We start from the raw sequence: 15,183 nt of genomic DNA on the forward strand, positions 1-15,183 counted from the left end.
CGCCGTGCGGTCCGCCGTCAACTCTCGTCGCGCAGCGCGCCGGCGGCCCGAGTCCTCGCATCCGGATCGCGGGGCGCGAGCGTCAGGGCAAGAGGCACCTCGGGCTCGGGCAGGCCATAGAGACGGCGCACCCAGCGCCGAGCGTCCTCGAGCGGGTAGGTGTCGCCGTAGACGGCGTATTTCATGAAGACGCCCTCGAGGGTGGTGCGCAGCATGATCTCCTCGAGCGGAGGATCGACGGCGCCCCGCTCGCGGAAGATCTCCCGCACCGCGTTCTCCGATGCGATCGCCTGCTCGGCGAACCGCGTCTCCGCCTCCGCGAACATGCGGTGCGTGCTTGGCTGCTGCTGCATCGCGAACACCGCCCGCTGCACCGGGAGCGCGAAACCGGCCGCGGCGAGCGCGCCGTCGATGATTCCTGCGAGCCGCACATCCGCGGGCCCCTCGACCTGCGGTATCGCGAAGAGCGTCTCGTACCAGCGGTCGATCACGGCGGCCACGAGCTGATCCTTGCCGCCGAAGTGGTAGCTCACGAGTCCCTGTGCGACCCCGGCGCGCCGAGTGATCTCGGCGACGCTCGCGCCCGAGACACCGCGCTCGGCGAACAGCACGATGGCGGATTCGAGGATGGCTTCGCGTGCGCGCTCCCGGTTGTGCTCGTCTGAACGTGGCATTCGTGTCCCGCTCCCAGCATCGGACGACTTCGGATCTCCCCCCGGAGGCTATATATTAGCCACTGAATAGATGTTCAAGCTATGAGATGCCCCAGGCCCACCTCAGGAGTGTGATGAGCCCGACATCATGGTTCACGCGTCCGCCCAGGCTCGCGCCGTCGGAGCGGTTCTCCACCGCCGACACCGAGGCGAACGAGATCGCCCTGGGTCTGCTGCAGATCACCACCCTCCCGTCCGGGCCCTGGAACGACCCGACCGCCCCCGGCTTGGGACCCGACGACCAGGCTCTCCTGGCGGAGCAGTGGGGCATCCACTCCCGCGATGACTGGCTCGACATGATCGACCACCTCTGCACCGTGCGTCGCCGCCGCCAGGCGTGGATGCTCCGACTCGCTGTGCGCAACGACCTGGACACGGCCCTGGGCCGGGTTCCGACGGCGGAGGAATGGCTCGCGCGGATCGTCGCCGAGGGTGGCGACGACCGCGAAGCGCGACCGTTCGTCGCCGGCGTCGAGCACATCGAGCACGAGGTGCGCAGGCGAGTCGGCAAGGACGTGGTGACGGCCGATGTCTACGTGCGGACCTTCGACGGCTACGCACTCGGACAGGCCGTGGCGCTGGCGACCTGGGGTGTGGCGCTCGGGTACTCCGACATGACGGAAGCGCGTCGCATCATCCACCGCGTCAACGTCGACGCCCGCCCGTCGTTCGTGTCGTGGGTCGATTTCGGTCTGAGCTACATCGCCGGGCGCATCATGCACTGGAGCGATGGGATTCTCGTCGAGGAATCGTTCGAGAGCCTCGGCGATGTGTGGACCGACTTCGCGGCGGCCGTGATGCCGAGGCGCGGCGGCCCGTGGGGCGCGTTGCCGTGGCACGCCACCGTCGATCAGCGATCACGAGACCGGATCGGCTGATCGCCCGAAGACCCACGGATGCGGACCGACCTGGAGGGGCGTGTGGTCCGCATCCGTGTTCGTCGATCGCGCCCGGCCTGATCCGGTCCGACCGGGGTCACGACGAAGCGCGCACCACCAGCTCGGTCGGCAGGATCGTCGTGTGCGCCGGTTCACGCCCGGCCAGACGCGAGAGCAGCACTCCCGCCATCGCCTCACCCTGCGCGTACATGGGCTGTCGCATCGTCGTCAGCGGCGGATCAGTGCTCAGGGCGACGGACGAATCGTCGAACCCCACGAGGGCGACGTCGTCGGGAACACGGACGCCGGCGGAGCGGAGCGCGGTGAGCGCGCCGCGCGCCATGAGGTCGCTGGCGACGAAGATCGCATCGGGGTGCCCGGTCGCGAGGATGCGGCGTGCGGCATCCGCTCCACTGGCCTCGCTGTAGTCGCCCGCCTCTTCGGCGAACGGAGACAGCCCCGCGTCGGCCAGCGCCGCGCGGAAGCCCTGCACGCGGTCGACCGACGAGACCATCGTGATGGGACCCGAGATCGTCGCGATCCGCGTGCGTCCGGTCTCGATCAGGTGCTGGGTCGCGGTGCGGGCGCCGGCGACGTTGTCGACGTCGACCACGTAGTCGCCCTCGCGGATGCGCACGGGTCGGCCGCCCCAGACCACGGGCACGGCGTCGGCGACCCTGTCGATGAACGCATCGCTGGTGTGGTGCGAGACGATGAGCGCGCCGTCGACGCCGCCGTTGCGCACGAAGCTGGTCATCTTGTCGCCGGGGTCGTCGCTGGCGATCAGCAGGTTGAGCAGGTAGTCCGAGCCTCGGAGAGCGCCCGTGATGCCCGCCACGATCGCCGCGAAGAACGGGTCGCCGAAGAACCGCGTGGTGTCCTCAGGCACGATCAGGGCGATCGCGTGCGTCTGGCGCGAGGCGAGCGAGCGAGCCGCGCGGTTGGGCACGTAGCTGAGCTCCTCGATGGCGCGCTTGACCGATTCGAGGGCTTCGGGACTCACCGCCGTCGAGCCGTTGACGACGCGTGACACCGTCGACCGTGAGACGCCGGCGGCCGATGCCACCTCTTCGATGGTCGCTCGTGTGGACACGACTCTCCCTCCGTCCGGCGGCGAGGCCGGATGCTCCCTGGTGCCGCCGCCCGGCGTCAGAGAGCGCGAGCGGCGATGATGCGAGCGTACTCCCGACCGGAGTCCTTCAGACTCCGCTCCTGGGTGTCGTAGTCGACGCGCACGATGCCGAAGCGCTTGTCGTAGCCCCAGGCCCACTCGAAGTTGTCGAGCATCGACCAGTAGAAGAAGCCGCGCACGTCGACCCCGGCATCCGCCGCGTCGAGCACGGCGGCTAGGTGCAGGCGCAGGAACTCGGTGCGGTCTGCGTCGTGCACCCGCGTCTCGCCGTCTTCGATCACCGCGACGTCGTCATAGGCGGCGCCGTTCTCGGTCATGTAGAGCACCGTGCCGGCGGGCTGGGCGTAGTCGGACCACACCCGCTCCAGCAGGCGGGTGAGCCCCTCGGGCTGCACCTCCCAGTTCTGCGCCGTGCGCGGAAGTCCGCGCTCGACCGGATGGATGCCCTCATGCGACGGGTAGGGACTGCGAGTGGGGCGGGCTGTCGCGGGCGCTCCGCTCGCGGATTCCGCCGCCGGAGCCGTGCCCGAGACGAAGTCGCCGTGGTAGTAGTTCACGCCCTGCGTGTCGATGCGCTGCGAGATGATGTCGAGGTCGCCGTCATGGACGGCATCCGTGAAGCGCGCGATGGCGTCGGCATCCACGGCCCTGATGTCCCGGATGATGTCGTCGGGGTAGACGCCGCGATAGATCGGGTCGAGGAACCAGCGGTTGAACTGGCCGTCGACGCGCCGCGCGGCGTCGACGTCGGCGGGATTCGTCGGGTCTGCCGGGTCTGCGACCGTGTGATTGAGCGTGATCCCGAGGTTCAGGCTCTCGTCCCGGACTCGCAGCTCGCGGACCGTCTCGCCGTGGGCGAGCAGCAGGTGGTGGGCGGCGAGCAGTCCCTCGGCGACGCTCGTGTGCCCCGGCGCGTGCTCTCCGCCGGTATAGGAGAGGAACGACGAGCACCACGGCTCGTTCAGCGTGGTCCACACGTTCACGCGGTCGCCGAGCGCGTCGTGCATGGTGCCCGCGTATTCGAGAAAGCGTCCGACGGTGTCGCGGTTCGTCCAGCCGCCGTTCTCCTGCAGCGCCTGCGGCATGTCCCAGTGATACAGCGTGAGCCAGGGCAGGATGTCGTTCTCGAGCAGCTCGTCGACCAGGCGCTTGTAGAAGTCGACGCCCTTCGCGTTGACCGCGCCGCCGTCAGGGCGCGCGCGCGACCAGGAGGTCGAGAAGCGGTAGGTCTGCAGGCCGAGCTCCTTCATGAGGGCGACGTCCTGCGGGTAGCGGTGATAGTGGTCGCAGGCCACATCGCCGTTGTCCCCGCCGATGACGGCACCCGGCTCGCGACTGAAGGCATCCCAGATCGACGCGGTGCGCCCGTCTTCGAAAGCCGCCCCTTCGATCTGGTACGCCGCTGTCGCGGCGCCGAACAGGAAGTTCTCGGGAAAGGCACGGGTCATAGGGGTCATCCTTTCACCGCGCCCGCCATGATGCCACTGACCAGCTGCCGGCCCGCCACGACGAACAGGACGAGCAGCGGAAGGGTCGCGAGCACCGCACCGGCGAGCACGATGGAGTAGTCGATGTAGTAGCCGGACTGCAGCTGGCTGAGCGCCGTCTGCAGCGTCGGATTCTGCGGCGAGAGCACGATCAGTGGCCAGAGGTAGTCGGTCCACGCCGTCATGAACGTGAAGAGTCCGAGGATCGCCATGGCGGGGCGAGCGGCCGGGATGCCGACCGTGAGGAACGTGCGGAACTGGTTCGCGCCGTCCATGCGCGCCGCCTCGATCAGCTCGTCGGGGATCACGTCGACGAGGTACTGCCGCATGAAGAAGACGCCGAAAGCGGTGACGAGGGTCGGCACGATGACGGCGCCGATGGACCCCGTCCACCCGAGCTCGCGCATCAGCATGAACAGCGGGATGATGCCGAGCTGCGTCGGGATGGCCATCGTCGCGATCACGAAGATCATCAGTCCGTCGCGTCCCTTGAAGCGCAGCTTGGCGAAGGCGTAGCCGGCGAGGGTCGAGAACGTGACGACCGAGATCGTGATGATCGTGGAGATGAGCACCGAGTTGCCCAGAGCGAGCCAGAACGGGATCGCGTCGAACACCTTGGCCGCGTTCGCCACGAAGTTGCCACCCGGGATCAGCGGCAGGGTCTCGCCGCGGGTCGCATTGGTGCCGCTCGCCACGACGACCGACCACCACAGCGGGTAGACGCTGCCGATGATGAAGGCGGCGAGCAGACCGTAGGTGAGGAAACCGGGACGGCTGCCGATTCCGGCGTTGCCGCCGACCGCCCCGCGACGGCGGCGGATCTTCTCGGGGACGCTCAGCGCCTGGGTGGCGGTCATCGCGCGTTCTCCTCGGTCGTAGTGGCGATCGTCGTGGTGGCGGCGGCCGCCGCGGCCGCGCCGGCGGCCGTGCGCGCACGGCGGCGCGCGGCCCGGCTCTTCGGTGAGTCCCCGGTGGAGATGCGTCGCGAGATCAGGAAGTTGATGACGCCGATGCCGACGATGAGCAGGAACAGCAGGATGGCGACGGCGGATGCCTCGCCGAGGTCTCGCCGGAAGAAGGCGAGCTCCCACAGGAACAGCACGGTGGTCTGGAACTGCCGATCGCTGCCGCCGATGCCGCCTGCGGTCGAGACGTCGAACAGTCGCGGCTCGGCGAAGATCTGCAGACCGCCGATCGTCGCGGTGATGATCACGAAGATCAGGGTCGGACGGATGGTGGGGATCGTGATCGAGAAGAAGCGTCGCGCCGCTCCGGCGCCGTCGAGGGCGGCCGACTCATAGAGGTCGCGCGGCACCGCCTGCATCGCGGCGAGAAGGATCAGAGCGTTGTACCCGGTCCAGCGGAAGTTCACCATGACGGCGATCGCGATGTGCGAGAGGGCCGTGTTGTGCTTCCACTCCTGGTCGGCGATGCCGATCAGGTTGAGCAGGTTGTTGGCGAGGCCGTCGGCCTCGTTGAAGATGCTCGAGAAGATGATGGCGACAGCCACCGGCGTGACGACGAACGGGATGAGCACGCTCATGCGCCAGAAGGTCGGGGTCCGCAGGCCGCGGTCCAGGAGGTAGGCGATCACCAGGGCGACCGCGAGCTGCGGGATGGCCGAGAGCAGGAAGATGCTCAGCGTGTTGACGATCGAGTTCCAGAACATCGCATCGCCGAGGATCTCGACGAAGTTGCCGGCGCCGACGAACTCGCCCTGCCCCTTGAGCAGATCCCACTCGTGCACGGCCACCCACACCGTGTACAGCAGCGGGAAGAGTCCCACCAGTCCGAAGAGCAGGAAGAACGGCGAGATGTAGAAGTACGGGGAGGCGTTCTGGTCGAACCGCGACAGGCGGTGCCGCCAGGGACGCCGCGCTGCGGCATCCGTCTTCGGGCGCTTCGCGCTCTTCGTCGACGCGGTCGTCGTCTCCGAGCGCTCATCGGTGAGTGTCATGACTCTTCCTTGGTGCTGTTCCGGGCTTCCGAGATGCTCCGGTCGCAGTCCGTGCCGCCCCTGTGAAGGCGGCGCGGCACGAACTGCGACCGGAACGGATGCGGGGTGGGTCAGTCGACCAGCTCGTTCAGGAGCGAGATCGCAGCGTCCCACGCGCCCTGGGTGTCGGTCTCGCCGCGGTCGAGGCCGCTGAGGGCCGGACCGAAGACGTTCTCCTGGATCACCGAGTCATCGGCGCCCTTGAACTGGGCGACGACGCCCTTGGCGCGCTCGGCGAGGATCGCACCGGTGGGAGCGTCGTTGAAGAACGCGTTCGGCGTCGCCTCGGAGGCGAGCGTCTCCTGCGCGTCGATCGTCGACGGGAAGTTGCCCGCCGCGGCGGACTGCTTGACCTGCTGCTCGGGCTGCGTCAGCCAGTCGGCGAGCTCGGCCGCGGCCTCCTTGTGCTGCGAGCTCTCAGGGATCGACAGGAACGCGCCACCCCAGTTGGCTGCGCCGCCGGGGAACACGTCGGCGAAGTCCCAGCCGGTCGAGGCGTCGCCGCCGCCGGCTTCGACCTGGCCCTGCACGACGCCGAGCATCCAGCCGGGGCAGACGAACGTGGCGAAGGTGCCGTCGACGAACGACTTGCCGCCGTTCCAGTCCCACGCGGTCTGCGCGGCGGACTGGCCGCCCTCGGTCGCGGCTCCGAGCAGTTCGAAGCGCTCCTTCAGCTCGGCGTTGTCCTCGACGTTCAGCTCGCCGTCGGAGGTGTAGTACCCCTCGTCGAGCTGGTTGACCATCGCGTTCCAGACGAAGCCGGAGTGGTCGTACCAGGCCTTGCCGGTCTTGGCCGTGTACTCGGCGCCGACCGTGAAGTAGTTCTCCCAGTCGCCGTTCAGCAGCTCGGCGACCGACTCGCGGTCACTGGGCAGACCCGCAGCCTCGAAGGCGGCGCCGTTGTAGCAGATGCCGCTGGGGCCGATGTCGGTGCCGTAGCCGATGACGCGGCCCTCGGCATCCGTCGCCTGTCCGTACTTCCAGTCGACCCAGTCGGCCTTGCGATCTTCGATGCCGTAGTCGCGCAGGTCGACGAAGGTGTCGGACACATCCATGATCGCGCCGAGCCAGCCCTCCTCGATCGCGACGACGTCGCTGAGACCCGAGCCGGCCGCGATCTTGGTGAACGCGTCGGTGCGGGCGTTGCCGCCGGTGTCGATGTTGGTCGCCTCGATCGTGACGTTCGGGTGCGCCTTCTCGTATTCGTCGTAGAGGTCGTCGTAGCCGAAGGTGCCGAAGGTGGTGACGGTCAGCGTGACCTCCTCGTCTCCGGACGCGCTGTCGCCGGAGTCGGCGGAGGCGCAGCCGGCGAGGGCCAGGGCGGAGACGGATGCGACGGCTGCTGTCGTCAGGATCCGCTTGCGGGCACGTGTGTTCACAGTTCACTCCTTTGTGGTGGGTCGTGCAGTGGTGGTGCGGTGGTGCTCGGGACGATGCGGGGACTCTCGTGGGAGCGCTCCCATGCATTGATGAGCGACTCTATGGGAGCGCTCCCATGATTGTCAACCCCGCCCGTGGCGTACCCTTGACCGGTGCCAGACACCGAACTCTCCCCCGCCCTCGTCCGCGCCGAATCGCTGATCCGCAGCATCCCGGACTACCCCGAGGCGGGGATCATCTTCCGCGACATCACACCCCTGCTCGCCGACGCCGAAGCGTTGCGGGCCACGACCGACGCGATCATCGCGCCGTTCGCCGGGCAGTTCGACGTCGTGGCGGGCATCGAGGCACGCGGGTTCATCCTCGCCGGCGCGGCAGCGATCGCCGCAGGCGTCGGCCTCATCCCGATCCGCAAAGCCGGCAAGCTGCCCCGCCCCGCGGCGTCCGTCGACTACGCGCTCGAGTACGGCACCGCGACGATCGAGATGCACGACGACCTGCCTGCGGGATCCCGCGTGCTGCTGATCGACGACGTGCTCGCCACCGGGGGCACGCTCGCCGCCGGACGCGAGCTGGTCGAGCACCTGGGCAGCCACGTCGTCGGCATCTCGGTGCTGTTCGAGATCGACGGCCTGGGCGGCCGCGACGCGATCGGCGACCTGCACACCGTCTTCCACGCCTGAGCCTCGTCACCCCGGGAATCGAGCGGGCGTCGAGCCGGTAGACTGAGCACGCCCGTCCGCCCGCGACTTCCGGAGCCGTTCATGCCCACCATCGTCGTCGACGTCATGCCCAAGCCCGAACTGCTCGACCCGCAGGGGAAGGCCGTGTCCGGCGCATTCTCCCGCCTGGGCGTCGAGGGCTTCTCCGATGTCCGCATCGGCAAGCGCTTCGAGCTCACCGTCGAGGGCGAGGTCACCGACGAGATCCTCGCCGAGGCCCGTCGCATCGCCGACGAGGTGCTCTCCAACTCCGTGATCGAGGACGTCGTCGGCATCGAGGTCGCCGAGTGACCACGCGCATCGGGGTCATCACCTTCCCCGGCTCGCTCGACGACCGCGACGCGCAGCGCGCCGTCCGCATCGCCGGCGCCGAGCCGGTCGCCCTCTGGCACGGATCGCACGACCTCGAAGGCGTGGACGCCCTCGTGCTGCCCGGCGGATTCAGCTACGGCGACTACCTGCGCGCCGGCGCGATCGCCGCTCTCTCGCCGATCATGGCCGAGGTCAAGGACGCGGCCGCCAAGGGCATGCCGATCCTCGGCATCTGCAACGGATTCCAGATGCTGGTCGAGGCGCACCTGCTGCCCGGCGGCCTGATCCGCAACGACCACCAGCACTTCGTGCGGCGTGATCAGAAGCTCATCGTCGAGAACTCCGACACGGCGTGGACCAACCGGTTCCGCACGGGTCAGGAGATCACCATCCCGCTGAAGAACGCCGACGGTGGATACATCGCCGACGAAGAGACGCTCGACCGCCTCGAGGGCGAGAACCTCGTCGCGTTCCGCTACGCGGGCGTGAACCCCAACGGATCGCTGCGCGACATCGCCGGTCTCACCAACGAGGCGGGCAACGTCGTCGGGCTCATGCCGCACCCCGAGCACGCGACCGAGGCGGGATTCGGCCCTGACACCTCGGCCGCCATGCGCTCCGGCATCGACGGGGTCGACTTCTTCACGAGCGCGATCGCCGCGGTCGCGCGCGTCGCGGCGTAAGCACCGCGCGCCGGGCCGCGTCCGACGCGTTGGCCCCCTCCTCCCGCTTTCGAATCGCCCACTTTGCAGATTCCCGGCCTGGAAATCTGCAAAGTGCGCGATTCGAAAGCAGGGGGCGCGGGTCAGTCCGCCGGCAGCGCGAAGGGGTTGTCGCCCGCAGCCGCGAGCAGGTACCACGCCGTCGCCCCGGTGTGCAGGCTGGCGTAGTAGAGATCGCCGAAGCCGGAATCCAGTCCGTCGGTCGAGGTCGCCACGATGCCCTTGCCGTCGCCGTTCGCCGCGTCGCGCTGACCGAGGCGGATGCTGTCGAGCAGCGCCTCCGCACGGTCGGCGTCGCCGTCAGCGCCGCGCAGCTTCAGAGCCAGCGCCAGGTGGCCGCTGCCCTCGAACCACACCTTCGACGTGTCGACGTGACTGATCGACGGACCCTGATACTGACCGTCGGTCGCGATGAGGTTCGCGAGGCTCCAGTCGAGCGCCGTGTCGTAGCGGTCGTCCTGAGTCGCGAGCGAGGTCCACGTCTGAGCGTCGAGCGGCACGGGATACGTGTTCACGGTCGAGCCGTCCAGCAGGGTGCCCGTGTCGACATGGCCGTCTGCGCTCTGCATCGCGGCGACGAACGCCGTGGCGACGGCGGCGCGATCCGCCCACACGGAATCGCCGGTGAGCTGTGCGAGCTGCGTGAAGAAGCCGGCGATGTCGCTGTTGTGCTCGGTGGACTTCCACACCAGCGACGAGCCGTCCTCGAGCTGTCCGCCCGTGTACCCGTAGGGCGCCCGCGCCATGTCGGCCGTGTTCGTCTGGATCCACTGCGCGATCCCGAGCGCACCGTCGAGGTACTTCTGCTCGCCGGTCGCATGGAAGAGACGCGCGAGCGCCATGCCCGTCCACGCCTGGTTGCCCGTGAACGTGCCGGGGCCGGTGATCTCCACGCGACCCTGACGGATGCCGTGGGGCTCGTACGACGTGCGCACCCGGCCGTCGCCGATCGGGTCGTTCGCCTGCACGAAGAGCAGCGTGTCGCCGATGGTGCGCGCCCGACGGATGTCGTCGGGAAGCCCGCGGGCCGTGTAGGCGATCACGACGAGGGCGTCGTCGTAGACGAACGAGGGCGTGAAGTCCCACGTCGGCAGGTCGGTGAAGAAACCGCCCTGATAGCTGCGCGGGAGGCAGTGGCCGGCACCATCGCAGAACTCGTCGGTGCGGGCATCGAGGAACTCGTAGGCCCGCGCGACCGACAGCGTGGGGTCGGGGGCACCCGTGTCGGGGGCGGAGTCGGCCTCGGCGGTCGCACCCAGGGCGGCGGTCACGGCTCCGGCGAGTACGACCGTCGCGGCGACGACGAAAGCGACTGTGCGCCTCGCTGGGCGGCGCGCGAAGCCGTGCATGAAGACCCCCTCGGTCGGAACCGCGGGCCGACTCGTTCCGGACCGCAGGCGACCAGGAGGTCACATGCAAAATGCTGGCATACCAGTAAGTCTTGACGGAAGGGCCGAAGGTCTACTCTTTCCCGACCGCACGGCGTGTCGCGCCAGATCGACCTATCAGCCGAGCGCGGGCGGCCAGACTCCGATGATCACGGCCATGACGACGATCGTCACGAGCTCGTGAGCGATGTTCAGGGTGGTCAGGGCCGTCGGACGCCCCTCGAAGGCATCGTGCGTGATGAACCGGGCCGCCGTGAATCCGGCCCACAGCAGCACACCCGTGACGACGGCGGCCCAGAAGAACGACCCGTCGTAGAAGTGCCAGGCGATCGCGGATGCTCCGGCCAGCACCCATGCCGTCGCGAAGCTCACGATCACGGTGGTGACGATCGCCATCGTCGCGCTCGATCCCGGGCGGTCCATGTCGACGTTCGCAAGCTTCGACCAGCGCGTGCCGAACACCTTCGGCGCGTACCAGACCGAGCCGACGACCATGCTCGACGCGGTCGCCAGCAGTACTGCCCAGTAGTTGATCTCGGGAACCATGACAGCCTCCAGTGGTCGGATGCCCGAAGCATACTCCCGGGCCTGCAAGCGACTCCCGAGCGGCGCAGAACATCGCACCTCCCGAATCGATTCGATGCTCGCTCTGGCAATCATGTAAGCGTTTGCACTAGCCTGTTGCCATGGCACAGCTTGAGCAGATCGCAGCCCCCGGTTCCGAGTGGTGGCGCACCGCGGTCATCTACCAGATCTACCCCCGTTCGTTCGCCGACGCCTCGGGCGACGGCATCGGCGACCTGCCCGGCATCACGAGCCGGCTCGACTCGCTGAAGGAGCTCGGCGTCGACGCGATCTGGCTGAGCCCTTTCATGACGAGCCCGCAGCGCGATGCCGGCTACGACGTGGCCGACTACCGCGACGTCGACCCGCTCTTCGGCACCCTCGACGACTTCGACACCATGCTGAACGAGGCGCACGCCCGTGACATCCGCGTGGTCGTCGACCTGGTTCCGAACCACTCCTCCGCTCAGCACGCGTGGTTCCAGGAGGCGCTCAAGGCAGCCCCCGGCAGCCCGGAGCGCGCGCGGTACATCTTCCGCGACGGCAAGGGCGAGAACGGCGAGCTGCCCCCGAACAACTGGGAGTCCGTCTTCGGCGGCGGCATGTGGGAGCGCGTCACCGAGGCCGACGGCACGCCGGGCCAGTGGTACCTGCACATCTTCGATCCCACGCAGCCCGACTTCGACTGGAACAACGAAGAGGTGCGTGAGGAGTTCCGCTCGATCCTGCGCTTCTGGCTCGACCGCGGTGTCGACGGCTTCCGGGTCGACGTGGCTCACGGCATGATCAAGGCCGAGGGCCTGCCCGACTACACACCCCCGGCAGACGCCGACTCGATGGGCGGCGGCGAGGCGAACGTGCCCTACTGGGGCCAGGACGGCGTGCACGACATCTACCGCGACTGGCACGAGGTGCTCGCCGAGTACGACGGCGACCGCGCGCTGTGCGGCGAGGCCTGGATGCCGACGCTGAAGCAGACCGCCCTGTGGGTGCGTCCCGACGAGATGCACCAGACCTTCAACTTCCCGTACCTCATGACCGAGTGGGACGCGAAGGCCCTCGGTGACGTGATCCGCGAATCCCTCGACGCGTTCGGTGCCGTCGGCGCCCCCAGCACCTGGGTGCTGTCGAACCACGACGTCGTTCGCCACGCCTCGCGCCTGGCGCTGACCGCCGAGAACCCGCAGGGCGAGGGCATCGGACCGAACACGCCCGACAAGCCCGACACCGTCATCGGACTCGCCCGCGCCCGCGCCGCGACCACGGTGATGCTCGCACTCCCCGGTTCGGCTTACCTGTACCAGGGCGAGGAGCTGGGCCTTCCCGAGGCGATGGAGATCCCCGACGCGTTCCGTCAGGACCCGACGTGGTTCCGCACCAACGGCGAGCGCTACGGCCGCGACGGATGCCGTGTGCCGCTGCCCTGGGAGGCGGACGCTCCGGCGTTCGGCTTCAACGAGACCGGGGCGTCGTGGCTTCCGCAGCCCGGCGACTGGGCCGCGTATGCGCGCGACGTGGAAGAGGTGGACCCCTCCTCGACGCTCGCTCTCTACAAGCGCCTGCTCGCCGGACGCCGCGAGTACGGCTTCGGCAGCGGATCCCTGGTCTGGGAGGACGCAGGCCCCGACGCGGTGGCATTCCGCCGCGGCGACGTGCACGTGCTCGCGAACCTCGGCACCGAGCCGCTCCCGCTGCCGGCCGACGCGTTCGTGATCCTGCAGAGCCAGCTGTTCGACGGCGGCTCCGTGCCCGTCGACACGGCCGTCTGGTACACCACGGCGTAAGCCGCACACACGTTCCGGTCGCAGTTCGCGCCGCCCACGGCACCGCCCGGCGGCATGAACTGCGACCGGAACGGCTCAGAGAGGAATCCCATGGCGAGCATCGATGAGGTCGCCCGGCTCGCCGGCGTCTCGACCGCGACGGTCTCCCGCGCGTTGAGCGGTCGAGGCCACGTGTCCGAGTCTGCACGTCTGCGCGTGCAGGAGGCGGCGTCGGCGCTCGGCTACGTCGTATCCTCCCGGGCGTCGAGCCTGGCATCCGGCCGCACCCGCAACATCGGCGTCGTGGTGCCCTTCCTCGACCGGTGGTTCTTCAGCACCGTGCTGTCGGGAGTGTCCGCCGCGCTGATGCGCGAGGGATACGACATCACCCTCTACAACATCACCGCCGACAAGGACGTGCGCCGCCACGTGTTCGACACGTTCCTGCGGCGCCAGCGGGTGGATGCCGTCATCGCGGTGTCGATCGAACTCGACGACGACGAGACGCAGCACCTGCTCGACCTGGGTCTGCCGGTCATCGCGATCGGCGGTCCGAACCCCAAGCTCGACACCCTCACCGTCGACGACGTCGCCGTCGCTCAGCTCGCGACCGAGCACCTGATCGGTCTCGGACACCGTGACATCGCCCACATCGGCGCGAACCCCGAGTTCGACATCGACTTCCACATCCCGACGAACCGTCGCCAGGGCTTCGAGAAGGCGTTGGCCAAGGCGGGCATCCCCCTGAATCCCGCCTTCCTCGAGCCCGCCGACTTCACGGTCGAGGGCGGATACCGCGCGGCGAAGCAGCTGCTGGGACGCCCCGGCCCGCGGCCCACCGCCGTGTTCGCGGCATCCGATGAGATGGCGATCGGCGCGATCCTCGCGGCCCGCGACCTCGGTTTCGCGGTGCCCGACGACCTCTCGATCGTCGGCATCGACGGCCATGAGCTCGGCGAGTTCTTCCGGCTCAGCACGGTCGATCAGTTCCCCCTCGGCCAGGGCGAGCGGGCGGCGGAAGCCGTGCTCGCGAAGCTCGTCGACGGCGATGCGGCGGGCATCCCGGCAGAGCTCCCCTACGAGCTGAACGTCCGCGGCACGACCGCGCGCCTGGTGGGCTAACCCCGCGCGGGCGACCGTGTCCGCACTCGCCTCCGACCGGACGCTACGCTGACGCGGGTGACGAACAATCGCGACATGGTGCTGATCCCCGGCGGGGCCTTTCGGATGGGGTCCGAGGACTTCTATCCCGACGAGCGTCCTGTGCACGAGCGCCACGTCGCCTCGTTCGAGATCGACCGCTATGCGGTGACCAACGCGCAGTACGCCGAGTTCGTCGACGCCACGGGCTATGTCACGGTGGCCGAGCGACCGCTCGACCCCTCCGCCTTTTCCGACGCGGATCCGAGAGATCTCGTGCCCGGCTCCATGGTCTTCACGCCGACCAGCGGCCCGACAGACCTGCGCAATTGGCGCAACTGGTGGCGCTGGCAGGCGGGCGCCTCGTGGCGGCATCCGTTCGGCCCCGAGTCGTCGATCGGCGACCGGCTGCAGCATCCGGTCGTGCACATCGCCTTCGAGGATGCCGTCGCCTACGCCGACTGGGCGGGCATGCGGCTGCCCACCGAGGCAGAGCACGAGTATGCTGCCCGTGGCGGCATCGACGGGGCCGCGTTCGCGTGGGGCGAGGAGATCTACCCCGGCGGCGAGGCTCAGGCCAACTCCTGGCTGGGTCGCTTCCCCTATGACAACCAGGGTGTGGGCGGCACGGCGCCGGTCGGGTCGTACGCCCCCAACGGCTACGGCCTGTACGACATGATCGCGAACGTCTGGGAGTGGACGAGCGACTTCTACACCCCGCGGCATCTCAAACTGTCGGACAAGCCCGTCGATCCCGGCAAGCGCGCGAACCTGCTGGCCGCGGCGAGCGCACAGGAGGGCTTCCCGAGCATCCCGCGCCGGGTGCTCAAAGGCGGATCGCACCTATGCTCCCCCGACTACTGCCTGCGCTTCCGCCCGGCCGCGCGATCGCCCCAGGCGGAGGACACCGGCATGTCGCACATCGGATTCCGCCTCACCCGCTCCGTGTGAGGCGGACCTGTCCCCGGGTCGGCACCCCTGGTTGG

General features: G+C 68.9%; 15 protein-coding genes. 7 read left to right on the top strand and 8 right to left on the bottom strand.

Translation table 11 applies throughout. The features are described from left to right. Positions 1–17: 17 nt before the first annotated feature. Positions 18–674, bottom strand: coding sequence for a helix-turn-helix domain-containing protein (locus tag AB0N61_RS14750; protein ID WP_363365092.1), 657 nt, complete (start codon positions 672–674; stop codon positions 18–20). 113 nt (positions 675–787) lie between these two features. Here AB0N61_RS14750 and AB0N61_RS14755 point away from each other — a divergent pair, with 113 nt between their 5' ends. Then, positions 788–1,591 carry a DUF1266 domain-containing protein gene (locus tag AB0N61_RS14755; RefSeq protein WP_363365093.1) on the top strand — a complete coding sequence of 268 codons (804 nt, stop codon included), beginning with the start codon at positions 788–790 and terminating at the stop codon, positions 1,589–1,591. 97 nt (positions 1,592–1,688) lie between these two features. Here AB0N61_RS14755 and AB0N61_RS14760 read toward each other — a convergent pair whose 3' ends face one another. From AB0N61_RS14760 to AB0N61_RS14780, 5 genes are all read right to left on the bottom strand, one after another. Continuing rightward, on the bottom strand, positions 1,689–2,684 hold the full coding sequence (locus tag AB0N61_RS14760) for a LacI family DNA-binding transcriptional regulator (RefSeq protein ID WP_167946828.1): 996 nt from the start codon (positions 2,682–2,684) through the stop codon (positions 1,689–1,691). 56 nt (positions 2,685–2,740) lie between these two features. Then, complete coding sequence (locus AB0N61_RS14765; RefSeq protein ID WP_363365095.1) at positions 2,741–4,171, bottom strand: GH1 family beta-glucosidase; 1,431 nt, start codon at positions 4,169–4,171, stop codon at positions 2,741–2,743. A 5-nt stretch (positions 4,172–4,176) separates the two neighbouring features. Then, complete coding sequence (locus AB0N61_RS14770; protein WP_363365096.1) at positions 4,177–5,067, bottom strand: carbohydrate ABC transporter permease; 891 nt, start codon at positions 5,065–5,067, stop codon at positions 4,177–4,179. Continuing rightward, positions 5,064–6,167 carry a sugar ABC transporter permease gene (locus AB0N61_RS14775; protein ID WP_363365097.1) on the bottom strand — a complete coding sequence of 368 codons (1,104 nt, stop codon included), beginning with the start codon at positions 6,165–6,167 and terminating at the stop codon, positions 5,064–5,066. Before AB0N61_RS14775 ends, AB0N61_RS14770 begins: the two co-directional genes overlap by 4 nt. Before the next feature lie 110 nt (positions 6,168–6,277). Beyond that, positions 6,278–7,585, bottom strand: coding sequence for an ABC transporter substrate-binding protein (locus tag AB0N61_RS14780; protein ID WP_167946836.1), 1,308 nt, complete (start codon positions 7,583–7,585; stop codon positions 6,278–6,280). Between the two features lie 153 nt (positions 7,586–7,738). Between AB0N61_RS14780 and AB0N61_RS14785 the strand changes: the two genes are divergently transcribed. From AB0N61_RS14785 to purQ, 3 genes are all read left to right on the top strand, one after another. After that, positions 7,739–8,269 (top strand): adenine phosphoribosyltransferase, encoded by a 531-nt coding sequence (locus AB0N61_RS14785; RefSeq protein WP_363365098.1) that lies wholly within the window; start codon positions 7,739–7,741, stop codon positions 8,267–8,269. An 81-nt stretch (positions 8,270–8,350) separates the two neighbouring features. Beyond that, positions 8,351–8,599: a phosphoribosylformylglycinamidine synthase subunit PurS gene (purS, locus tag AB0N61_RS14790; protein WP_053098586.1), complete on the top strand. Its 249-nt coding sequence runs from the start codon at positions 8,351–8,353 to the stop codon at positions 8,597–8,599. Further along, a complete protein-coding gene (purQ, locus tag AB0N61_RS14795) occupies positions 8,596–9,303 on the top strand; it encodes a phosphoribosylformylglycinamidine synthase subunit PurQ (RefSeq protein ID WP_053098585.1) in 708 nt (235 codons plus the stop codon). Before purS ends, purQ begins: the two co-directional genes overlap by 4 nt. 122 nt (positions 9,304–9,425) lie before the next feature. On the opposite strand, the gene AB0N61_RS14800 is transcribed toward purQ, so the two are convergent. Beyond that, positions 9,426–10,691, bottom strand: coding sequence for a hypothetical protein (locus tag AB0N61_RS14800; protein ID WP_363365099.1), 1,266 nt, complete (start codon positions 10,689–10,691; stop codon positions 9,426–9,428). A gap of 156 nt (positions 10,692–10,847) precedes the next feature. After that, entirely contained in the window at positions 10,848–11,276 is a 429-nt protein-coding gene (locus AB0N61_RS14805; protein WP_167946846.1) for a DUF1761 domain-containing protein, read from the bottom strand. 140 nt (positions 11,277–11,416) lie between these two features. On the opposite strand from AB0N61_RS14805, the gene AB0N61_RS14810 reads away from it, so the two are divergent. The 3 genes from AB0N61_RS14810 to AB0N61_RS14820 all read left to right on the top strand — a co-directional run bounded on the left by AB0N61_RS14810 (position 11,417) and on the right by AB0N61_RS14820 (position 15,148). Next, entirely contained in the window at positions 11,417–13,078 is a 1,662-nt protein-coding gene (locus tag AB0N61_RS14810) for an alpha-amylase family glycosyl hydrolase (protein WP_363365100.1), read from the top strand. Between the two features lie 90 nt (positions 13,079–13,168). Continuing rightward, entirely contained in the window at positions 13,169–14,179 is a 1,011-nt protein-coding gene (locus tag AB0N61_RS14815; protein WP_363365101.1) for a LacI family DNA-binding transcriptional regulator, read from the top strand. 75 nt (positions 14,180–14,254) lie between these two features. Next, positions 14,255–15,148 carry a formylglycine-generating enzyme family protein gene (locus tag AB0N61_RS14820; protein WP_363365394.1) on the top strand — a complete coding sequence of 298 codons (894 nt, stop codon included), beginning with the start codon at positions 14,255–14,257 and terminating at the stop codon, positions 15,146–15,148. Positions 15,149–15,183 lie beyond the last annotated feature (35 nt).

Origin of the sequence: Microbacterium sp. NPDC089320, from assembly GCF_040684875.1 — a bacterium.
In the GTDB taxonomy this organism is placed as follows: Bacteria; Actinomycetota; Actinomycetes; order Actinomycetales; family Microbacteriaceae; genus Microbacterium.